The following is a 21,452-nucleotide window of genomic DNA, read 5'->3' as shown; positions in this document are numbered from 1 at the left end:
AACTTTTACCAGCAAGGATCACATAGACGACCAATATCCCGAGAATGTTACTCCAAATTTACATCTTGTCTCTGCGCTTGAGTCCAGGTTGCGTCCAGGCAACATTGCGACCTACTGTCTGCGAGGCCGCCAAACGATTCCTCGCAACTACGCGAGGTTGAGCCATGGTGATCGCGGAGCGATCTCTGTCGATAGAGGACGGATCCGAGCCCAAGGCGTGCAAGATTACGATGCACGCACCTGAAGACACGGACGGGATTTGGATCTGCCGCTATACGATTGAATGGCCGACCGCTCCGGAAGAGAGCTTCGGCGCTGGCGTGGACACCTTTCAAGCGCTCCACCTCACGCTCCAGAAAATCGGCATCACTCTTTATGCGAGCGCCTATCACAAGGCAGGCATCTTGGTGTTCGACAAGCCCGGGAGAGGCTACGGCTTCCCCATGCCGAAGAACGGGCGCTATCTTCTGATCGGGGACGACAAGATCTTCGACGGGTGAGCGCCGGACCCGGGTGCCGGCGGGTCGACACCGTCGCGGACCGTGAGGCAGCGCGGGCGAAAGGCCGCCGAAGCCGCGGCACCGCTCCTCCCTCAGACCGGGATCCGGGCCTGTGCTCGGCAGGTTGATCTTGCAACGCTCGACGGCACGGCTCGAAAGGCCGCGCCGGCCGAGCGGACACGATCTCTGGTCGTTCCCACGGCCGCTCACTTCATGTGCGCCGCCGCACGCGGCATGACCTGAGCGCAACCAAGCGAGGATGACCGGCCCTGTCCGTGCGTTGCGCCCGGGACGGGGCCTGTTTTAGAATATTTATTATTCTGAGCTTGAGCGTTGGCCTGGCGGTCCTCCCCGCATCGGCACGCGTGACCCGGCCATGCCGGCCTTGGCCTTAGGGCCCGGCTCGGACCCGACTGATCGCCGCTCCGGCGCCGCCAGACAGGACGCATCGATGATCAAACTCACCGTGAACGGGGCTGCGCGCAGCTTCGACGGCGACCCCGACATGCCGCTGCTGTGGTACCTGCGGGACGAGCTTGGGCTCACCGGCACCAAGTTCGGCTGCGGCGTCTCGCTCTGCGGCGCCTGCACCATCCATCTCGGCGGCGCGGCGACCCGCGCCTGCATCACGCCGGTCTCGGCCGCCGCCGGCCAGGAGGTCGTCACCATCGAGGGGCTGTCGCCGGACGGCAACCACCCCGTGCAGGTGGCGTGGCGCGACCAGAACGTCGCCCAGTGCGGCTTCTGCCAGTGCGGCCAGATCATGCAGGCCGCCGCCCTGCTCAAGGACACGCCCAAGCCCACCGACGACGACATCGACACCACGATGAGCGGCAACATCTGCCGCTGCGGCACCTACCCGCGCATCCGCACCGCGATCCATCAGGCCGCCGGCCAGACGGCGCCCGCCACCAAGGGAGAGCGCCTGTGATTCACGACGCCAAGCTGACCGCTGAGTTCACCAAGACCAAGCCGACCCTCGACAATGTCAGCCGTCGCGGCATCCTCGGCGGCGCCGGCGCCCTGGTGCTGGCCCTCTCGCTGCGTCCCGCCCGGGCCGACGAGACCCAGACCCAGGAGCAGAAGGAGCAGAAATTCGGCGCCGACGGCATGCCGCACGGCTGGCGGGACGACCCGAAGGTCTTCGTCGCGATCGCGCCGGACGGGACCGTCACGGTGACCAACCACCGCTCCGACATGGGCCAGGGTATCCGCACCTCGGTGGCCTTCACGGTCGCCGACGAGCTGGAGGCCGACTGGTCGAAGGTGAAGGTGGTCCAGGCCTGGGGCGACGAGACCCGCTTCGGCAACCAGGACACGGACGGCTCGCGCTCGACCCGCCACTTCTTCCAGCACTTCCGCCACGCCGGCGCCGCCGCGCGGCTGATGCTGATCCAGGCCGCCGCCAAGCAGTGGGGCGTGCCGGCCTCCGAGGTCACGGCCGTCAACCACACGCTGACTCACGCCAAGTCGGGCCGCACCCTCGGCTACGGCGCGGTCGCCAAGGCCGCCGCCGAGCTGCCGGTGCCCACCGACGTCAAGCTGAAGGACCCGAAGGACTTCCGCTACATCGGCACCGGCAAGGTCGGGCTGATCGATAATTTCGACATCACCACCGGCAAGGCCGTCTACGGCCTCGACACCAAGCTCGACGGGATGCTGTACGCGGTCGTCGCGCGCCCGGCCGTCTACGGCGGCAAGGTGAAGTCGTTCGACGACAGCGAGGCCAAGAAGGTCCCGGGCGTCGTCAAGATCTTCAAGATCGACGGCGGCGAGATCCCGTCCGAGTTCATGCCGCTCGGCGGCGTCGCGGTGGTGGCCAAGAACACGTGGTCGGCCATGAAGGCGCGCGACGCCCTCAAGATCACCTGGGACGACGGCCCGAACGCCGGCTACGACACCGACGCGTTCCGCAAGGAGCTGGAGGCCGCGGCCCGCAAGCCCGGCAAGGTCGTGCGCACGCAGGGCGACGTCGACGGCGCGATGGCCAAGGCCAAGACCAAGCTCGAGGCCGAGTACTTCGTGCCCCACCTCGCCCAGGCGCCGATGGAGCCCCCGGCCGCGGTGGCCCGCGTGAAGGACGGGTTCTGCGAGGCCTGGGCCTGCGTCCAGGGTCCGCAGGCGGCCAACGACCGCCTGATGAAGGCGCTCAAGCTCCCCGACGACAAGGTCAAGGTGAACGTCACGCTGCTCGGCGGCGGCTTCGGGCGCAAGTCCAAGCCCGACTACGTGGTCGAGGCGGCGCTCTGCTCGCAGGCCGTCGGCGGCGCGCCGGTGAAGCTCGCCTGGACCCGCGAGGACGACCTCCACCACGGCTTCTTCCACACGATCTCGGTGGAGCACCTGGAGGCCGGCCTCGACGAGAAGGGCCTGCCGGTGGCGTGGCTGCACCGCTCGGTGGCGCCGACGATCGGCTCGATCTTCGCGCCCGATCCGAAGCACGAGCTGCCGTTCGAACTCGGGATGGGGCTGGTCAACACGCCGTTCAACATCCCGAACCTGCGGCTGGAGAACCCCGAGGCCGCCGCCCATGTCCGCATCGGCTGGTTCCGCTCGGTGTCGAACATCCCGCACGCCTTCGCGATCCAGTCCTTCGTGTCGGAGTTGGCCCACGCCGCCGGCCGCGAGCCGAAGGAGTACCTGCTGGAGCTGATCGGCCCCGACCGGAAGATCAGCCCGACCGAGATCGGCGACGTCTGGAACTACGGCGAGGCCCCGAAGCGCTACCCGATCGACACCGGCCGCCTGCGCGGCGTCATCGAGACGGCCGCCAAGGGCGCGGGCTGGGGCCGGCAGATGCCCAAGGGCGCCGGCCTCGGCATCGCCGGCCACTACAGCTTCGTCACCTACACGGCGGTCGCGGCCGAGGTGGAGGTCGACGACAAGGGCCAGGTGAAGGTGAAGGCGATCGACATCGCGGTCGATTGCGGGCCGCAGGTGAACCCGGAGCGCATCCGTTCGCAGATGGAGGGCGCGGTGGTCATGGGGATGGGGCTCGCCCTCACCTCCGAGATCACCTTCAAGCAGGGCCGGGCGGTGCAGAACAACTTCGACGGCTACGAGGTCCTCCGGATCGACGCCGCCCCGAAGCTGGTCCGCGTGCATCTCGTGCCGACCGGATCCTATGACGGGCCGCTCGGCGGCGTCGGCGAGCCCGGCGTGCCGCCGGTGGCGCCGGCGATCGCCAACGCGATCTTCGCGGCCACCGGCCGGCGGGTCCGGCAATTGCCGATCCGCGATCAGCTGAGCGCCTGAACCGTCGCCGAGCGCGATGCGTTGGGGCCGTGGGGGAACCCGCGGCCCCATTCTCTTGGAAAGTACCCGACCCGATGATGCGTCCCGCCCTGACCGCCTGCCTGACCCTGATCCTGACGGCGGCCCCCGCCCTCGCCTCGCCCTGCGGCGACCGGATCGACAGCGTGTCGAAGCGCGTCCAGTCCGAGGTGAGCCAGTCGATCTCTGCCAATACCAGCGGCCAGGGCAACGCCGCCAAGCGCGGCGGTGAGGGGATCACCGGTACGGAGGGCCAGCGGGACAAGGAATCCCCCGAGGCGCCGCCGGAGAAGTCGGCCCAGGCCGGCCAGGGGGCCGACGCCGCCCAGCAGGCGAAGGTCGCCCTGGAGGAGGCGCGCACCGCGGATTCGAAGGGCGACGCGAACGGCTGCGAGGCGGCGCTCACCCGCGCCGAGCAGCAGTTGAAGAAGGCGCCGTGAGGGCCCGGGGGAACCCGCCGAAGGCTTCGCAAGTGCGGCTCGACATCCCCGTTGATCCAACGGGCACCTCGTCCTGAGGCGCCGCGAGCGGTGCGGTGGCCGCGCAGGAGCCCTCCCTCGAGACCCGCGGACGCGGATCACCTCAGGATGAGGCGGGGGCCTCCACGACGTCCTGCCGGGCTTGCCGCCCCTACCGCCCCAGGGCGCTGATCTCGATCACGAATTTCCGCCGCAACGCCCGCGAGAAGTCGCCGTAGCCGGCCGCGGCCAGCAGGAACGCCCCCGGGCCGCCGATGACGTGGGCGCGGTACCATTGCTCCAGGCTCGTGCGCTCCTGCGGCAGCGGCGTCGGGAGCAGGCCGTAGCCCGGCGCCCGGTAGGCGCCCGCCCCGACCACGTCGTTCTCGCCCGGCACCAGGATCGGCAGGCCGTTGATCGTCGCGCCGGTGGCGAGCAGCGCCGCGTGCGCCTCCGCGAGGCTGCCGGCATCGGTGCAGTTGTCGATCCCGTCGCCCGAGACGTCGACCACGACGCGCTCGGCCGGGACCGGCAGGGCCGGCAGCACGCCGGCCGCGACCGTCCGAAACATCTGGCCGAGGCAGGTGAACTCGCCGGCCTGCCGGGGCGTGGCTCGCACCAGGGCCGCGGCGGCCGCGGCGTCGGCCCGGCTGGCGATCCGCCGCCAGCCGACCGCGAGGTCGGCCCGGTCCGCCCAGGTGACCATGGCGAACAGGATCCCGCCCGGAGTGCCGGTGATCGCGCCGATCACCGACGGGTCCTCCAGGGCCTCGGCGATGCCCTCCATCTGCAGGCGGAAGCGGGCATCGTCGACGGATTGCGAGACGTCGACCGCGACGACCAGCGCGGTGGCGACGCTCTCCGGCGCGGCGGCGGCGGGCAGGCCGGGGAGCAGGGCGAGCCACAGGGCACTGGCCGCGCGCATCACGCCGCCGCGGAGGCGTCCCGAACCCGTCCGCATCGTCGGCATCGGCGCCCCCGGTCCCCGCGGCCGGAGGACGGGCGCGTGACCCGTTAGGGCATGTTTCCCGGCCGGGCGAAACCGGCCTTTTCGGGGGAGTCCCGGCCGCGGCGAGACCGCGGCGGGGGGGTGGCGGGACCCGGGTGTCGCGCCCGGGCCCGGCGCGGGAACCGTCCCCGGCGGCGGTACCGCTCGTCTCGGGGAAGCGCCTCCCGGCTCCGTCTCGGCGCGCCCCGCGGGACGCCGGATCGCCGCCCTCAGGCGGCGGCGGCGGCCAGCGCGTGGCGGTGGCCGTTCAGGCCGGCGCAGAGGTCGTCGATCTCGGTGAGATCCAGGGCGTTGCCGGTCTGCCCGGCAATCGTATCGATCAGGTGGTCCTGGCGTGGGTCGAACGGATGTCCCTGCATCCGGTAGAACTGGTAATAGCGCAACGCCGCCAGAACGGTGTCACGCTCGCGGTCGGTTACGGTGAAGTTCTGCATGGGTCGTAGCTTCCCCTTGTGGCTTCAACGAACGCTCAGGAGGGCCGCGACGCCGAGCCCGAGCTTGGCCGTTGTAACCGGTGGGTAACGGTCCGACCAGTTCTTGACAGGTCGCGCGGATGTGATTCGCCGCCGTTGAGACTGGGGTCCTCGTCGGAGAATCCCGGCCTCCCGCCGGGCCCGTCGGGGTCGCCGAGCCGGCGCGGCTGGCCCGGCGGTCACAGCCCGAGATCCGCGAGGTAGCGCGGCAGAGCGGTGCTCGCCGGCCCGTAGCGGGCGTCGTCGAAGGCGTCGGCGGTGTCGGACGGCTCCAGGTTGATCTCGCGGGTCGGGATGCCCCGCGCCCGGGCCTGCCGCACGTAGCCGGCCGCCGGGTAGACCGCCCCGGAGGTGCCCGCCGCCACGAAGAGGTCGGCCTCCGCGAGCGCCGCCTCGATCGCGTCGAGGTGCATCGGCATCTCGCCGAACCAGACAACGTCCGGCCGCATCCGGCCTCCGGTACCGCAGGCGGGGCATCGGTCCGCCCGGCCCAGATCCGCGCGCCAGGGCGTGACGGCGCGGCAGGCGCAGCAGCGCGCCTTGAGCAGTTCGCCGTGCATGTGGGTCACCGCCCGCGAGCCGGCCCGCTCGTGCAGGTCGTCGACGTTCTGGGTGCACAGGAACAGCCGCCCGCCCCGGTCGGCGCAGCGCGCCTCGGCCTGGGCCAGGGCGACGTGCGCGATGTTGGGCTCGGCCGCGATCACGCCGCGGCGGCGGTGGTCGTAGAAGTCGAGGACCGTGTCGGGGTCGGCCGCGTAGGCCTCCGGGGTCGCGAGCTTCATGGGATCGAACCGCGCCCAGATCCCGCCGCGGTCCCGGAACGTGCCGAGCCCGCTCTCGGCCGAGACGCCGGCCCCGGTCAGCACGAAGATCGTCCGGGGATGTTTCGTCACGCGCGGCTCCTGCTCGCTCGAGATTGGCCGGACATGTCCGCTGGTCGGCGGCGGGATTTCTGTCGCGCTGCGTTCCGGCCGGGGATGCTGCGGCTCGCGTCACCGAGCGGGAGACAGGACATGTCCGATGTTGCGCTGCTGGTCATCGATGTCCAGGAATCCTTCCGGCGCAGGCCGTTCTGGACCGACGCCGATGTCCCGCTGCTGGCGGCGCGGGCCGGGCTCCTCGACGGCTACGCCGGCACCACCCACGAGGCCCGCTGCGCCCGCCTGGCGGCGCCCCGGGCCCGGGTTCCGGGGAACTGCGAGAGCGCCCCGCTCACCGACGCTGCGCTGCCGCCGGTCACGCCGCCGCGCTCGTCGCGCGGGAATCCGGATCACCGTTCACGGCGTCCGGGCGAAGGGGGAACATCCCGCGCCCGGGAGCGCCCGTGCCCGATCCGGGATCCCCTGGACCCGCGCGGCTGCGACCCGCGCGGCTGCCCGTGACCTCCTGCCGTGCCGACCGCGCCCGCCCGAATCGGCGCGAACCCTGCATCGGCCCGGCGCGCCCGACGGCGCGGAGGAGTGAGCGGCATGCCCGAGTTCGACCTTGCCATCCGCGGCGGCACGGTGGTCACGGCGAGCGACACGGTGCGGGCCGATGTCGGCGTGCGCGGCGGCCGGATCGTCGCGGTGGCGGAAACCATCGCCGACGCCGCGCGGGTGATCGACGCCTCTGGCCTGCTGGTCCTGCCGGGCGGGATCGACAGCCACGTCCACATCGCCCAGGAATCCGGCCCCGGCATCGTCATGGCGGACGATTTCGCCAGCGCCACCCGGGCGGCGGCGGCGGGCGGCAACACCTGCGTGATGCCCTTCGCGATCCAGCCCCGGGGCGGCTCGCTGCGCGGGGCGGTCGACGCCTACCGGGCCAGGGCCGAGGGCCAGTGCCACGTCGACGTGGCGATCCACATGATTATCTCGGACCCGACCGAGGCGGTGCTCGGCCAGGAGCTGCCGGCCTTGGTGGCCGACGGCTACACCTCGTTCAAGGTCTTCATGACCTACGACGACCTCGTCCTGAACGACCGCCAGCTTCTCGACGTGTTCCACGTCGCCCGGCGGCAGGGCGCCCGCGTGATGGTCCATGCCGAGGGCTACGACGCGATCCGCTACCTGAGCGACCGCCTGGAGCGGGCGGGCGAGACGGCGCCCTACGGCCACGCCCTGTCGCGTCCCGAGGTGGTCGAGCGGGAGGCCGCCCACCGGGCGATCAGCCACGCCGAGCTGATCGACCTGCCCATCGTGATCGTCCACGTCTCGGGCCGCGAGGCCACCGAGCAGATCGCCTGGGCGCAGGCGCGGGGCCTGAAGATCCGGGCCGAGACCTGCCCGCAATACCTCACCCTGACGGCCGAGGACATGAAGGGGCTCGGCCCCGATGACGGCTCCTTCGACCCGATGGCGGGCGCGAAATACGTCTGCTCGCCGCCGACGCGGGACGTCGCGAGCCAGGCGGCGGTGTGGTCGGGAATCCGGCGCGGGATCTTCGACGTGGTCTCGTCCGACCATTGCCCGTTCCGCTACGACGACCCGCAGGGCAAGCTGAACCCGCGCGGAAGAACCTCCTTCCGCTGGATCCCGAACGGCATCCCCGGCATCGAGACGCGGCTGCCGGTGTTCTTCTCCGAAGGTGTCTCGACGGGGCGGATCAGCCTCAACCAGTTCGCCGCGCTGACCGCCACGAACCACGCCAAGCTGTACGGTCTCTATCCGCGGAAAGGCTCGATCGCCCCGGGCTTCGACGCCGACCTGACCCTGTGGGACCCGAACCGCCGCGAGACCATCCGCCAGGCGAACCTGCACCACGGCTCCGACTACACGCCCTGGGAGGGCTTTTCCGTCACCGGCTGGCCGGTGGTGACCATCGCGGGCGGGCAGGTGATCGCCGAGGACGGCCGGGTCCTATCCGAGCCGGGACGCGGGCGGGTGCTCGACCGGGCGGTCGATCCGGCCGAGCGGCGGGACGCTTGAGCGCCGCGCTGGCCCGCCGCTTGCCTGCAGCCTCCGGGGGGAGCACCGCATGGATGTCGAGCTGATCGGCCTGACCAAGCGCTACGGCGCGGCCATCGCGGTCGACGCTGTCGACCTGAAGGTGCCGTCCGGCGCCTATTGCTGCCTGCTCGGCCCCTCCGGCTGCGGCAAGACCACGACCCTGCGGATGATCGGCGGTCACGAGCGGGCCAGCGCGGGCGACGTGGTGATCGGCCCGAAGGCAGTGGGCGATGCGCCGCCAGCGGAACGCGGCACCGCCATGATGTTCCAGAGCTACGCGCTGTTCCCGCACCTCGACGCGCGCGACAACGTCGCCTTCAGCCTGAAGATGCGCGGCGTCGGCAAGGTGGAGCGCCGGGCCAAGGCCATGGCCATGCTCGGCCTCGTGCAGATGGACCACCTCGCCGGGCGCCTGCCGGCTCAGCTTTCCGGGGGGCAGCAGCAGCGCGTGGCACTCGCCCGCGCCCTCGTGACCGGCCCGAAGGTGCTGCTGCTCGACGAGCCGCTCTCGGCCCTCGACCCGTTCCTGCGGGTGCGGATGCGGGTGGAGCTGAAGCGGATCCAGACCGAGCTGGGGCTGACCTTCATCCACGTCACCCACAGCCAGGAGGAGGCGATGGCGCTCTCCGACCTCGTGGTGGTGATGAATGCCGGCCGGATCGAGCAGGCCGCGGACCCGCGTACCGTGTTCGAGCGGCCGGCCACCGCCTTCGTGGCCCGGTTCATCGGCGGCCACAACGTCATCCGGCGGCCCGACGGGCTGGTCGCCGTCCGCGCCGACCGGATGCGGCTCGGGGCCGAGGCCGGGCCGGCGGCGCTGGCGGCCCGGGTGGTGGCGGTCGAGTACCAGGGCACCAGCGTCCATGTCGGCCTCGACGCCGACGGGCTGGAGCGCGCCGCCGACAGCCCGGCCGCCCTCACGGCGATCCTCAGCGACGCCGCCTTCGCGGCCCGTCCCCTCCGCCCGGGCGACACGATCCCGGTGGGCTGGGACGCGACCGCCGCCCACCGCCTCGACGCGTAACGGAGACGACCATGGACCTGCCCGCGAAGGACCTGCCCTCGAAGCCGAGCCGGCGCACGCTCCTGCAGGGAGCCGCCGCGCTGGCCGCCACGCCGGTGACCGGCTTCCCGGCGGTGCACGCCGCCGAGCCCGTGACCCTGCGCTACCTCGGCACGGCAGTGAACCAGTCCGCCGACATCGCCAGGAAGGTGAAGGAGGATCTCGGCCTCACCATCGAGTACATACCGGTGGTGACCGACGAGGTGACCAAGCGCGCGGTCACCCAGCCGAACTCCTTCGACCTGATCGACGCCGAGTATTTCAGCCTCAAGAAGATCCTGCCCTCCGGCAACCTGCAGGGCATGGACGCCAAGCGGATCAAGCTCGCCGACAAGATCTCGTCCGTCTTCACCAAGGGGGAAGTGGCGGGAAAGCAGATCGGCGACCAGGGCACGGCACCCAGGAAGGTCTTCTACCTGGAGGGCCAGGAGTCGAAGAAGTTTGCCGGCGAACAGACCGGGTGGATCTCGCTGATCCCCACCGTCTACAACGCCGACACGCTCGGCATCCGGCCGGACCTGATCAAGGTCCCGGTGACGAGCTGGAAGGAGCTCCTCAACCCGGCCTTCAAGGGCCGCGCCTCGATCCTCAACATCCCGTCCATCGGCATCATGGACGCCGCCATGGTGGTGGAGGCGACCGGCGACTACACCTACGGCGACAAGGGCAACATGACGAAGCCCGAGATTGACCGCACCATCAAGGTGCTGATCGAGGCCAAGCGCGCCGGCCAGTTCCGCGCCTTCTGGCAGGATTTCAACGAATCCGTGAACCTGATGGCCTCGGGCGAGACGGTGATCCAGTCGATGTGGTCGCCCGCCGTCACCAAGGTCCGCGCGCAGGGCGTGCCCTGCACCTACCAGCCGCTCAAGGAGGGCTACCGGGCCTGGGCCTCGGGCTTCGGCATCCCGAAGACCCTGAGCGGCCGGAAGCTCGACGCCGCCTACGACTTCATCAACTGGTTCCTGTCCGGCTGGGCCGGGGCCTACCTCAACCGGCAGGGCTACTACTCGGCGGTGCTGGAGACCGCCAAGGATAACATGCAGCCCGACGAGTGGGCCTTCTGGATGGAGGGCAAGCCCGCCGAGAAGGACATCCTCGGTCCCGACGGCACCCTGATCGAGAGGGCCGGTGCCACCCGCGACGGCGGCTCCTTCGAACAGCGCATGGGCGCGGTCGCCTGCTGGAACGCCGTCATGGACGAGAACACCTACATGGTGCGCAAGTGGAACGAGTTCATCGCGGCGTGAGCGGGCCGCGCGCCGCCGCCGCCCCACCCTCCCCCCTCCGCGCGGGAGGGGATGCGTCGGCGCGCGGGGGGCGAACCCGATGACCGATCTCGCCCTGCCCGCCGCAGCCCCTGCCACGGTGGCCGCGACCCCGGTCGCGACGCCGCCGTGGCGGCGGCGCGCCCTCGCCTATCTCCAGGCCGCGCCGCTGACCCTCGTCTTCCTGATCTTCCTGGTGGTGCCGCTGGCGCTCACCGGGATCGTGTCGCTCTGGGAGTACAACGAGTACGAGATCATCCCGGCGCTCACCCTGCAGAACTACGCCGACCTGTTCGACGGCTGCCTGTCGGCCGACCTCTGCACCACGGTCCGCACCTATCTCTCGACCGTGAAGTTCGTCGCCCTGACCCTGGCCATCACCCTGCCGCTCGGCTTCGCCGTCGCGTATTTCCTGGCCTTCCACGTCCGTTCCGGCACGGTGCGGATGGGCCTGTTCCTGCTCTGCACGATCCCGTTCTGGACCTCGAACGTGATCCGCATGATCTCGTGGATCCCGCTGCTGGGGCGCAACGGCCTCGTCAACGACACGCTTCGCGGCCTGGGGCTGATCCGCGCGCCGATCGAGGGCCTGCTCTACTCCGACTTCGCGGTGGTGCTGGCCTTCGTGCACCTCGACACGGTGTTCATGATCGTGCCGATCTTCAACAGCCTCGCCCGCATCGACCGGCGGCTGATCGAGGCGGCGCGCGATGGCGGCGCGTCGAGCGCGCAGATCCTCCGGAACGTCGTGCTGCCCCTCGCCAAGCCCGGCATCGCCATCGGGGCGATCTTCGTGGTCACCCTGGTGATGGGCGACTTCGTCACCGTTGGCGTCATGGGGGGCCAGCAGATCGCCAGCGTCGGCAAGGTGATCCAGGTGCAGATGGCCTATCTGCAATTCCCGGCCGCCGCCGCCAACGCCATGGTGCTGCTGGCCGCCGTGCTGCTGATGATCCTGGGGCTCACCCGGATGATCGACCTGCGCCGGGAGCTCTAGCGATGGACCAGCCCCGCGGCCCCGCCTTCTACCTGCTGGGCGGAATCTTCGCGCTCTACGTCCTGTTCCTCTACGGGCCGACGCTGACCATCCTGGCCCTGAGCTTCCAGGGCCCGTCCGGCGGCCTGACCTTCCCGATGAACGGGGTCTCGACCCACTGGTTCGCCAAGCTGTGGGCGGGCGTCGGCGTCGTCGACATCTGGGCGGCTTTGCGGCGCTCCCTGGCGCTCGGCCTCGTGGTGATGGCGCTCACCGTGACGCTGGCGTTCTATGCCGGTCTCGCCTTCCGGAAGGGCTTCCGGGGGGCCGGCCTCGTCTTCGCCCTGGCGGTTTCGAGCCTGATCGTGCCCTCGATCGTGGTTTCCCTGGGCATCGGGCTGGAGTTCCGGCTCCTCGACGACGCCATCAAGGCCCTGGCCGCCGCCACCGGCTGGGGATTCTTGGAGGATCACGGCACGCTGATGGGCCTCTACACCTCGGCGCTCGGGGCGCATCTGACCTGGACGCTGCCCTTCGGCCTGCTGATCCTGTTCGCCGTGTTCAACCGGTTCGACCCCGCCTACGAGGAGGCCGCCCGCGACCTCGGCGCCAGCGGTCCGCAGACGCTCCGCCACGTGGTGGTGCCGATCCTCGCCCCCGCGCTGGTCGGCGTCGCGCTGTTCGGCTTCACCCTGTCGTTCGACGAACTCGCCCGCACCAGCCAGGCGATCGGCGGGCGCAACACCCTGCCGCTGGAGCTGCAGGGCCTGACCACCACGGTGACGACGCCGGAGATCTACGCGCTCGGCACGGTGACCACGGCGGTCTCGGCGCTGGTGATCGGCACGGCGCTGGGCCTGACCCTGTGGCTGCAGAAGCGGCGGGCGCGGCGAGCGCTGGCGGGGTTGCGCCCGTAGTCGGGCGGGGTTCGGCCGGCCCTGAGGGGGTCCGCCCCGCACCGACCGGTCGCGACCTGCGCGGAGCACCGGCAGGATCGTGACGTCGGCGCTGGTCCGACGCGTTCCAACATTGCCAACCCGCCCCCATCCGTGTAAGCGCACGGCGCGCCCCCGAGACACCCTTGGAGGCAGGGGCGCGCCGGGAAGGATGTGGCCGTCCGTCAGGGGCGGCCTTTTCGTTTTCCGGCTCCAGCAACGTTTAAGGATCACGCCATGAGCGCAGTAAAGACGCTTGAGGCCGTGGCACGCGACCGGGTCGGCAAGGGGGCCGCCCGGGCCGTTCGTCGCCAAGGCCAAGTTCCCGCGGTCGTCTACGGGGGCGGCCAGCCGCCGCAAGCCATCGCCATCGACCTCATCCGCACCCGCACCCTGATCTACGCGGGCGGCTTCAAGACGACGCTGTTCGAGATCAAGGCCGGCGGCAAGACCGTCCGGGCGATCCCGCGCGACTTCCAGCTCGACCCCGTCTCCGGCGTGCCGCTGCACGTCGACTTCCTGCGCGTCGTCTCCGGCCAGACCGTGACCGTCGAGGTGCCGGTGCACTTCGTCAACGAGGACGCGGCTCCCGGCATCAAGAAGCTCGGCGGCACCCTCAACATCGTGACCCATACCCTGAGCCTCGAGGTCGCCCCCGACCAGATCCCGGACGCGATCGAGGTCGACCTGACCGGCCGTGCCATCGGTGACGTGATCCACGTCTCGGACATCAAGATCCCGGCCGGCACCTACACCGGCGAGCAGACCGACCCGGTCGCCAACATCGTGCCGCCGACCGTGCTGGGCGCCGAGGTGGAGGCCGAGGAGGCCGCCATCGCCGAGGCGCAGTCGGCCGAGGCCGCCGAGGAGAAGGCCGAGGCCGAGGCCGATGCTGCCGAGGACGAGAAGAAGGAGGGCGAGGAGGCCTGAGCCTCGTCGCACCGCTTCAGCGCTCCCGAGAGCCCCGGCCCTGCCGGGGCTCTTCTGCGTTTCCGGTCGACGCGTTCAATCGGAGACCGGATCACGGATAGAGCCGCGCGCGGCTCCAGCCCCCGTCCGTCCGGGTGAAGCGGACGCGGTCGTGCAGGCGGAACTCGCCGTTCTGCCAGAATTCCAGGGTCACCGGAGTGATGCGGAAGCCGGTCCAGTGCGCGGGTCGCGGGATCGGACCGTCCCCGTAGCGCGCGGAGAGTTCCGCCACGGCGTCCATCAGGGTGGCGCGGTCGGCGAGGGGGCGCGACTGCTGGCTGGCGATGGCACCCAGCCGGCTCTCCCGGCGGCGGCTCTGGAAATAGGCGTCCGCCTCCTCGGACGTCACCGGCGTGATCGCCCCCCGGGCGCGCACCTGCCGGCGCAGGCTCTTCCAGTGCAGCACCAGGGCGGCCTGGGGATTCTCGGCCAGCTCCGCGCCCTTGGTGGACTGCGTGTTGGTGTAGAACACGAAGCCCTGCGCGTCGAAGCCCTTCAGGAGCACCATTCGCACGTCCGGCAGCCCGTCGGCCCCCGCGGTGGCGAGCGCCATGGCGTTCGGATCCTCGGGCTCGGCGGCCTCCGCGTCCTTCATCCATGCGGCGAACAGCGCCACGGGATCGTCGCTGCGGGTGAAGTCCGCAGCCTGCGGGTCATCGGTCCTTAACTGATCCACGCCAAGACTCCTGCCTGCCGCGTCCAGGGCCTGAGGGGGCACCGACATCGGCATGTTCGGTCGAGCGGAAAGCCCGTCGTGAGTCAGGTGTAATGCGGCGATGCGCGTGTAAAGAGCCAAGCCGGTGGGTGCGCAGTGTCGCGTCCGTCTCGGTCCTGTCGGTGACGATGGCCCTGTGCGGCTGCAGCCAGCCGCTGCTCGTATTCCGCGGCGCGGCCGAGGCCCCGCCGCGCGTGGCCGAGGAGCCCATCGTGACCGGCAGCATCGAGAAGCGCCCCGCGAGCTTCGGGGATGATCTCGCCGAGGAGGATTGGCGGCGCGCCCGCGCGGCCCTCTCGGTCGCCCTCGATCCGCAGGGCAACGGCCGGCCGGTGAAGTGGGACAATCCCGAGACCGGCCTGCACGGCAGCATCAATCCGACCGGGCTGCCCTACGTGGCCGACGATCTGATCTGCCGGAACTTCCTGGCCTCGGTGATCGGAAGCGCCAGCAGCCGCTTCGTTCGCGGCACCGGCTGCAAACCGTCGGGCGGCCAGTGGACCCTGAAGCGGCTCCGCAACGTCAAAGGCATCGAGCGGTCCTGAAGGCGCTGGGCATGCCCGCCCGGCGCAGCGACGGCCGGACGAGTCCCAAGGGTGTCCGCGGCGTTCGACCGCGCCGGGCGCCTCCCGTCGTCCCGGGATGCCGGCTCCGACCACCCTCGAGCGAGGAGACCCGCGGGGCCTTCGCTGCGCTGCGCCGCCGCAGAAGGCGGGGCCGGGTCGCGATGGCCCGACCGCTCCCGCTGCCGCTCGGCCGCGGATCGCTACGGACGGGCGCGCCGGGGGCTCACCGTTCGAGCGCAGGTTTCGATCGCGTCCCGCCCGGCCACGACGCGGCGGGCGGATCCGTGGCTCAGTAGGGATAGCCGTAATAGGGGCGCATGCGCAGGCGCGGACGGGCCGCCGGCGGCGTGGCGGCGCGGGCCGCGGCCTCCGGGTCGTAGGCGCGGATATACGGGTCGAGGGCAGGGTCGCGGTAATTGCCGTTGTTGACCCCGGCCGAGCGGTCGTTGCCGCTGAGGGCGGCGTAGGGCGAGAGCCCGCTGCCGCTGTCACCGCCGCCGCCGCCACCACCGCCCCAGGCGAAGGCCGTCCCCGGCAGGGCGACGAGGAGCGTCGCCGTGAGCATCAGCGTCTTGCGCGTCATATCGTGTCTCCACACCCCGTCGCCCCTAGCGAACGGCCGAGCCGATCTGGGAGTTCCCGGGGCGTCCCTCACCGGCCGGGCGACACGGTCGCACGGCACCGTAACGTGACCTTACCGCGTCGACCGAGGCGCATCATTTTAATCAGTTCGGCAGAAATCGTCCTGCATCCTCAGCTCGTCGAGGTAGACTCATCCCTGGGCTTGCTTGATCGTCGCGCCAAGGAACAGCTTTCAGCCCGCGGCCGACCTGTTTCCAGCCGTTTTCTCTGCATCCGAAGGATCCTGAGCGCCGTGATTGCCGCCTCGAAATCCGACACGCGCGGCGGAAGGCTTCCCGGCTGATGGAACGGGCGATCGGCGGCATGGATCGGCCTCCGTCCGGCGGCAGCCGGGCCCCGGCCTGGTCGGAGACACAGGCCGCCGTGACGAGCCCCCCGGCGGCCCCCGTGACGAGGCCAGCGGCGCGGACCGTGACGGTGCGGCTCGACCGCCGCGCCCTGCGCGGCTGGCACATCCGCCTCCTCGACCAGCTCGGGCAGCGGCCCGAGCGCCGGATCCGCATCGCCTGGATCGAGGATGCCGGCGGCCTGCCGCCGAACGCCGAGCTGCTGTTCCGCCTGGAGGCCGCGATCCACGGGCTGCCCCGACCGGGCCTCGCCACCGCGGCCGAGCCGGTCGCCCTCGCCCCCTACGAGGCGGGTCGCGGCGACGACGCGGCCGCGGCGGCCGACATCGTCCTCGACCTCTCGGGGGGGCCCGCGGAGGCGGCGTCGGCCCCGACCTGGCGGCTCGACTTCGACGGGGTTCCGGGCGAGGCGGGCCTCCTGTCGGCCCTGTTCGCCCGGCGGGCGCCGGTGGCGGCCCTGCGGGGTCCCGGCGGCGTCCCGGTCGCGGTCGGGCGGCTCGGCGCGGAATCGCACACCGTCATGCTCGCCGCCTTCGAGGATTACCTCGCGCGCACGATCACGCTGATCGCCGCCGCCCTCGACGGCGCCGCCTCGCCGACGCTGCCGGACGGGACCGAGGCGCCCCTCCAGCCGGACCGGTCGTTCGATCTCGGCGGCCTGGGCGCCGGTCGGCGCGCCGCCGGGGGCCTCGCCCGGCTGATCGCCCGCCGGCTCTACGCCCTCTGTTTCCACAAGCCGCAATGGCGGGTCGGCTGGCGGCGGATCGAGGGGCCCGACCTGATCGATCTGCGCCGCCACCCGGAGGACGGCTGGATCGACCTGCCCGACGACGGCCACCGCTTCTACGCCGACCCCTTCGCCATCGCGCGGGGCGGGGCGGTGACCCTCTTCGTCGAGGAATTCGACTACCGGCGCGGCAAGGGGGTGATCTCGGCGGTGGGCTTCGATGCCGGCGGTCCGCGCGGGCGCCCCGAGCCGGTCCTGGAACTCGAGACCCACCTCTCCTACCCGTTCGTCTTCGAGGCGGACGGGCAGGTCTGGATGATCCCGGAATCCCACGCCTCGGGCACGATCGACCTCTACCGGGCCACCGCCTTCCCGCGGGGCTGGGTCCACGAGGCGGTGCTGGTGGACGGGGTGGTGGCCGGCGACGCGACGCTGCTGCACCACGGCGGCCGCTGGTGGCTCTTCGCCACGGTCCGGGCCGGCGGGGGCAGCTACTCCGACACCCTGCATCTCTGGCACGCGCCGCATTTCCGCGGCCCCTGGACACCCCACCGGCTGAATCCGGTGCTGATCGACGTCGGCTCGGCCCGGGCCGCCGGGCCGATCGTGGCGCGGGACGGCGCCCTGATCCGGCCGGTCCAGGATTGCCGCCAGGGCTACGGCGCGGCGCTGGGCCTCGCCCGGATCCTGCGGCTCGACGAGGGCGGCTACGCCCAGCGGGTCGAGACGCGCCTCGGGCCGGGGGCGGCCTGGCCGGGCTCGCGCCTGCACATGCTGAGCGCGGCCGGCGGCTTCGAATTCATCGACGGCTCGCGCCGGGCGCAGCCGCGGCTGCTGGCGTGAGGCGGTCGGGCGCGCCCTCCCGCAGCGCCGGACCGGGCGCGATGCGATGCCCCCGGTGTCGCGAGGCGTCCCCCCGCCCGAACGGGTTTCAGTATCGGCGGAACCCGACCTGAAACCCCGCGCGGGACGCGCCGCGCCCGCGCCGCGGCGGCGGGCCGGGGTTCGGCGCCCCCCGATCAGGAGCCCCTTGTGCCGAACGGCACCCACGCGCGGCTCGCGTCCCGGCCCCGCCCGCGCTAAGCGGGTGCTCCATCTGCGCGACCCTCGAAGAACCGCCGGGACGATCTTCATGGCGAGCCCCGTCGAACATGCGAGCTTCCTGCCGCCGGTCCTGACCTTCCTGTCGGCGGCGGTGATCGGCGTCCCGGTGTTCCGGCTGATCGGCCAGAGCGCCGTGCTGGGCTACCTCGTGGCCGGCGTGCTGATCGGGCCGTCCGGCCTGTCGCTGATCGCCGAGCCCGACACGGCCGCGAGCGTCGCCGAAATCGGCGTGGTGCTGCTGCTGTTCATCGTCGGGCTGGAGCTGCACCTGTCGCAGCTCGTCTCGATGCGGCGCGACATCTTCGGCCTCGGGGCCGCCCAGCTCGTGGTCTGCGCCCTGGTGCTCGGCGGCGCGGGGGTTCTGGCGGGCCTGAGCCTCGGCGCGGCCGCGGTGATCGGCCTCGCGCTCGCCCTCTCGGCCACCGCGGTGGCGCTCCAGCTCCTGGAGGAGCGGGGCGACCTCGGCAGCGCCTACGGGGGCCGCGCCTTCGCGGTGCTGCTGTTCCAGGATCTCTCGGTGGTGGGCATCCTGGCGCTGATGCCGCTGCTCGCCTCGGCGGGCGGGGCGACCGACGCCTCCTGGCTCGGAGAGGCGGCGGTCTCCACCGGCAAGGCGCTGGCGGCGATCCTGGCGGTGGTGCTGGTCGGCCGCTACGGCCTGAACCCGTTCTTCCGGCTGCTGGCGGCGAGCGGCGCCCGCGAGGTGATGACCGCTGCGGCCCTCCTCGTGGTGCTCGGGACCGCGCTGCTGATGGAGCAGGTCGGCCTGTCGATGGCCATGGGCGCGTTCCTCGCCGGGATCCTGCTCGCGGAGTCGAACTTCCGGCACCAGCTCGAGGCCGATATCGAGCCGTTCCGCGGCATGCTGCTCGGCCTGTTCTTCATGAGCGTCGGCATGTCGATCGACGGCACCCTCGTGCGCGAGGTCTGGCCGGCCCTGTTCGGCGCGACGCTGGGGGCGATCCTCGTCAAGGTCGCCCTCGTGGCCGGCCTGTTCCGGCTGTTCGGCTCGGACACCCTCGGGGCCCTGCGGGGCGCGGCCGTCCTGGCGCCCGCGGGCGAATTCGCCTTCGTGCTGCTGCCCCAGGCCGCGGAACTCGGCCTGACCGGCGCCACGGCGACGCGCTTCGCGGTGGCCCTCGCGGCGCTGACCATGCTGATCGGGCCTATCGCCGCCAAGGGCCTCGACAAGCTGATCGAGCGGCGCAACGCGCGGACCACGCACGACCTGGAGGAGCCCGCGACCGAACTCGCCGAGAGCGGCGAGGCGCGGGTCCTGGTGATCGGCTTCGGGCGGTTCGGGCAGGTTCTGACGCAGGTGCTGCTGGCCGAGGGCATCCCCGTCACGGTGATCGACAAGGACGTCGAGCAGCTGCGCGCGGCCTCGCGCTTCGGCTTCCGGATCTATTACGGCGACGGCACCCGGCTCGACGTGCTCCGCGCCGCCGGGATCGGCCGGGTCGAGCTGGTCTGCATCTGCGTCGACGACCGGGAGGGCGCCCTCAAGATCGTCGACATCGTGCACGAGGAGTTCTCGAGCGTTCGCACCTTCGTGCGCGCCTACGACCGCCTGCACGCCGTGGAGCTGATGAACCGGGACGTGGATTACCAGATCCGCGAGACGGCGGAATCCGCCCTTGCCTTCGGGCGGGCGGCGCTGGAGGGGCTCGGCCTGTCGCCGGAATCGGCCACCGCCCGGGCGGACGACGTGCGCAAGCGCGACATCGCCCGCCTCGTCCTGCAGCAGGCGGGCGCCCTGCCGGACGGGTCCAGCTGGATGCGCGGGGCGGCGGCGGGGCTGAAGCCCGAACCGCTCACCGCCCCCGTCCGGCCCGCCCGCGCGCTCAGCACCGAGACCCGCGACCTCGTGGGCGGCGACCGGCGCGAGGCCGCCGAGCGGCTCCTGGAGCGGCCCGCCCTCGCCCCGCAGGAGAGCGACGCCGCCGAGGCCGAGGGCGACCCGGAGGCGGAGCTGGAGGCGGAAGGCAGCGCCCGGAATGCGTGACCGGCCGGATGTCTGACGGCCCGCCCCCGCCCAGCCCGCATGCGTCCGGTCCGGCCCCGGTCGAGACCGGACGCTTCGTCACCGGCTCGATCCTCCGGCACGTCGTCGTGATGGCGGCCACCGGCTCGGTGGGGCTGATGGCGATCTTCGTCGTCGACCTGCTGTCGCTGTTCTACGTCTCCAAGCTCGGCGACCCGAACCTGACTGCGGCCGTCGGCTTCGCGGCGATCGTGCAGTTCTTCGCCACCGCGGTGAACATCGGCCTGATGATCGCCGCGGGCGCCCTGGTCGGGAGGGCCGTGGGGGCCTGCGACCCGGCGGCGGCGCGCCGGCTGGCCACCTCCGCGCTGACGCTGGGCAGCCTCGTGGCCGCCCTGATCGCGGGGTTGATCGCCCTCCTCGCCGACCCGCTGCTCGTCCTGATCGGCGCGCGCGGGGAAGCGCTGCGGGTGGCGATGCTGTTCCTGCACATCACCCTGCCGTCGAACATCCTGCTCGCCGCCGGCATGCTGTTCACCGGCCTGCTCCGCGCCGTCGGCGAGGCGCGGCAGGCGATGCTGGTGACGGTGGCCGGCGCCCTGGTCACCGCCGCCCTCGATCCCCTGCTGATCTTCGGGGCCGGCCTCGGCGTCGAGGGCGCGGCGATCACCGTCTGCGTGGCGCGGGTCACCTTCGTGGCGGTGGGCCTGCGCGGTGTCGCCCGCCACGGCCTCGTCGGCCGGCCGCGCCTCGCCGACCTGCCGGCGGATGCCGCCGCCCTGGCGGGGGTCGCGGGACCGGCCGTCCTCACCAACCTCGCCCCCTCGGTGGCGAGCGCCTTCCTGGCGCGCCTGTTCGCCGGCTACGGCGCCGACGCCGTCGCCGCCGCCGCGGTGATCGACCGCCTGACGCCGGTGGCCTTCGGCGGTCTGTTCGCCCTGTCGGGTGCGATCGGGCCGATCCTGGCGCAGAACTGGGGCGCGGGCCGGTTCGACCGGATGCGCGGCGTGCTGCGCGAGGCGGTGCGGGTGACGCTCGCCTACGTGGCCCTGGTCTGGCTCGCCCTGGCGCTCGCCCGCGGGCCGCTCGCGGCCCTGTTCGGCCTGAACGGGGTGGCGGCCGACCTGTTCGGCTTCTTCTGCCTCGTCGGCGGGGGGATCTGGTTCTTCAACGGACTCCTGTTCCTGGGCAACGCCGCCTTCAACAACCTCGGCTTTCCCCTGCGGTCGACGCTCCTGAACTGGGGGCGTGCGACGCTCGGCACCATCCCGCCCGCGCTGCTCGGCGCGTCGCTCTACGGCCCCCGCGGCGTTGTGGCCGGCATGGGGCTCGGCTCCCTGGTCTTCGGCGCGCTCGGCATCCTGCTCGCCCGCCGCACCGTCGATCGCCTCGAAGGGTCCGGCCCGAGCGGCGCGGAGCCGGAGGGCACGCGGGAGGGGCCCCACCGGGACACGCCGCTGCCGGCGGGCCATCCCCATCCCGGACCGGTGAGCTGAGACGGCGGGCGGGGCCC

General features: G+C 72.0%; 20 protein-coding genes. 15 read left to right on the top strand and 5 right to left on the bottom strand.

The genetic code is table 11. The features are described 5' to 3' along the window. Positions 1–164 precede the first annotated feature (164 nt). The 4 genes from MKK82_RS25340 to MKK82_RS25325 all read left to right on the top strand — a co-directional run bounded on the left by MKK82_RS25340 (position 165) and on the right by MKK82_RS25325 (position 4,213). Entirely contained in the window at positions 165–500 is a 336-nt protein-coding gene (locus tag MKK82_RS25340; RefSeq protein ID WP_238286973.1) for a DUF6968 family protein, read from the top strand. Between the two features lie 451 nt (positions 501–951). Then, complete coding sequence (locus MKK82_RS25335) at positions 952–1,431, top strand: (2Fe-2S)-binding protein (protein WP_238286975.1); 480 nt, start codon at positions 952–954, stop codon at positions 1,429–1,431. After that, a complete protein-coding gene (locus tag MKK82_RS25330) occupies positions 1,428–3,755 on the top strand; it encodes a xanthine dehydrogenase family protein molybdopterin-binding subunit (protein WP_243987229.1) in 2,328 nt (775 codons plus the stop codon). The genes MKK82_RS25335 and MKK82_RS25330 overlap by 4 nt, the downstream gene beginning before the upstream one ends. Positions 3,756–3,829: 74 nt before the next feature. After that, positions 3,830–4,213, top strand: coding sequence for a hypothetical protein (locus MKK82_RS25325; RefSeq protein WP_238286977.1), 384 nt, complete (start codon positions 3,830–3,832; stop codon positions 4,211–4,213). Between the two features lie 190 nt (positions 4,214–4,403). Here MKK82_RS25325 and MKK82_RS25320 read toward each other — a convergent pair whose 3' ends face one another. From MKK82_RS25320 to MKK82_RS25310, 3 genes are all read right to left on the bottom strand, one after another. After that, entirely contained in the window at positions 4,404–5,192 is a 789-nt protein-coding gene (locus tag MKK82_RS25320; RefSeq protein ID WP_238286978.1) for a DUF1194 domain-containing protein, read from the bottom strand. 257 nt (positions 5,193–5,449) lie between these two features. Then, a complete protein-coding gene (locus tag MKK82_RS25315; RefSeq protein WP_238286979.1) occupies positions 5,450–5,674 on the bottom strand; it encodes a hypothetical protein in 225 nt (74 codons plus the stop codon). Positions 5,675–5,892: 218 nt separating this feature from the next. Next, entirely contained in the window at positions 5,893–6,606 is a 714-nt protein-coding gene (locus MKK82_RS25310; protein WP_243987228.1) for an SIR2 family NAD-dependent protein deacylase, read from the bottom strand. Positions 6,607–6,726: 120 nt separating this feature from the next. Between MKK82_RS25310 and MKK82_RS25305 the strand changes: the two genes are divergently transcribed. The 7 genes from MKK82_RS25305 (at position 6,727) to MKK82_RS25275 (ending at position 13,815) form a co-directional block, all read left to right on the top strand. Further along, entirely contained in the window at positions 6,727–7,095 is a 369-nt protein-coding gene (locus MKK82_RS25305; RefSeq protein WP_243987227.1) for a hypothetical protein, read from the top strand. Between the two features lie 87 nt (positions 7,096–7,182). Continuing rightward, complete coding sequence (gene hydA, locus MKK82_RS25300; RefSeq protein WP_243987226.1) at positions 7,183–8,622, top strand: dihydropyrimidinase; 1,440 nt, start codon at positions 7,183–7,185, stop codon at positions 8,620–8,622. Positions 8,623–8,671: 49 nt separating this feature from the next. Further along, positions 8,672–9,667 carry an ABC transporter ATP-binding protein gene (locus MKK82_RS25295; RefSeq protein WP_238286983.1) on the top strand — a complete coding sequence of 332 codons (996 nt, stop codon included), beginning with the start codon at positions 8,672–8,674 and terminating at the stop codon, positions 9,665–9,667. An 11-nt stretch (positions 9,668–9,678) separates the two neighbouring features. Beyond that, positions 9,679–10,956: a PotD/PotF family extracellular solute-binding protein gene (locus MKK82_RS25290; RefSeq protein WP_238286984.1), complete on the top strand. Its 1,278-nt coding sequence runs from the start codon at positions 9,679–9,681 to the stop codon at positions 10,954–10,956. Between the two features lie 79 nt (positions 10,957–11,035). After that, positions 11,036–11,971 carry an ABC transporter permease gene (locus MKK82_RS25285; protein ID WP_238286985.1) on the top strand — a complete coding sequence of 312 codons (936 nt, stop codon included), beginning with the start codon at positions 11,036–11,038 and terminating at the stop codon, positions 11,969–11,971. Positions 11,972–11,973: 2 nt separating this feature from the next. Further along, complete coding sequence (locus tag MKK82_RS25280) at positions 11,974–12,867, top strand: ABC transporter permease (RefSeq protein WP_238286986.1); 894 nt, start codon at positions 11,974–11,976, stop codon at positions 12,865–12,867. Between the two features lie 255 nt (positions 12,868–13,122). Then, the gene (locus MKK82_RS25275; RefSeq protein ID WP_238286987.1) at positions 13,123–13,815 is read left to right on the top strand and encodes a 50S ribosomal protein L25/general stress protein Ctc; all 693 of its coding nucleotides are present in this window, start codon (positions 13,123–13,125) and stop codon (positions 13,813–13,815) included. A 91-nt stretch (positions 13,816–13,906) separates the two neighbouring features. Here MKK82_RS25275 and pdxH read toward each other — a convergent pair whose 3' ends face one another. After that, a complete protein-coding gene (gene pdxH, locus MKK82_RS25270) occupies positions 13,907–14,530 on the bottom strand; it encodes a pyridoxamine 5'-phosphate oxidase (RefSeq protein WP_238286988.1) in 624 nt (207 codons plus the stop codon). 167 nt (positions 14,531–14,697) lie between these two features. Here pdxH and MKK82_RS25265 point away from each other — a divergent pair, with 167 nt between their 5' ends. Then, positions 14,698–15,114 (top strand): RT0821/Lpp0805 family surface protein, encoded by a 417-nt coding sequence (locus MKK82_RS25265; RefSeq protein WP_238287150.1) that lies wholly within the window; start codon positions 14,698–14,700, stop codon positions 15,112–15,114. Positions 15,115–15,424: 310 nt separating this feature from the next. Here the strand turns inward: MKK82_RS25265 and MKK82_RS25260 are convergent, their stop codons facing one another. Beyond that, a complete protein-coding gene (locus MKK82_RS25260) occupies positions 15,425–15,718 on the bottom strand; it encodes a hypothetical protein (RefSeq protein ID WP_238286989.1) in 294 nt (97 codons plus the stop codon). Positions 15,719–16,059: 341 nt separating this feature from the next. Here MKK82_RS25260 and MKK82_RS25255 point away from each other — a divergent pair, with 341 nt between their 5' ends. From MKK82_RS25255 to MKK82_RS25245, 3 genes are all read left to right on the top strand, one after another. Continuing rightward, complete coding sequence (locus tag MKK82_RS25255) at positions 16,060–17,694, top strand: formyl transferase (protein ID WP_238286991.1); 1,635 nt, start codon at positions 16,060–16,062, stop codon at positions 17,692–17,694. A 289-nt stretch (positions 17,695–17,983) separates the two neighbouring features. Beyond that, a complete protein-coding gene (locus tag MKK82_RS25250) occupies positions 17,984–19,960 on the top strand; it encodes a monovalent cation:proton antiporter-2 (CPA2) family protein (protein ID WP_238286992.1) in 1,977 nt (658 codons plus the stop codon). Positions 19,961–19,968: 8 nt separating this feature from the next. Next, positions 19,969–21,435 (top strand): MATE family efflux transporter, encoded by a 1,467-nt coding sequence (locus MKK82_RS25245; protein WP_243987225.1) that lies wholly within the window; start codon positions 19,969–19,971, stop codon positions 21,433–21,435. The last annotated feature ends 17 nt before the right edge of the window (positions 21,436–21,452 follow it).

The organism is Methylobacterium sp. E-046 (assembly GCF_022829625.1).
GTDB classification, from domain to species: domain Bacteria; phylum Pseudomonadota; class Alphaproteobacteria; order Rhizobiales; family Beijerinckiaceae; genus Methylobacterium; species Methylobacterium longum.
This window is presented reverse-complemented; position numbering and strand designations above follow the sequence as displayed.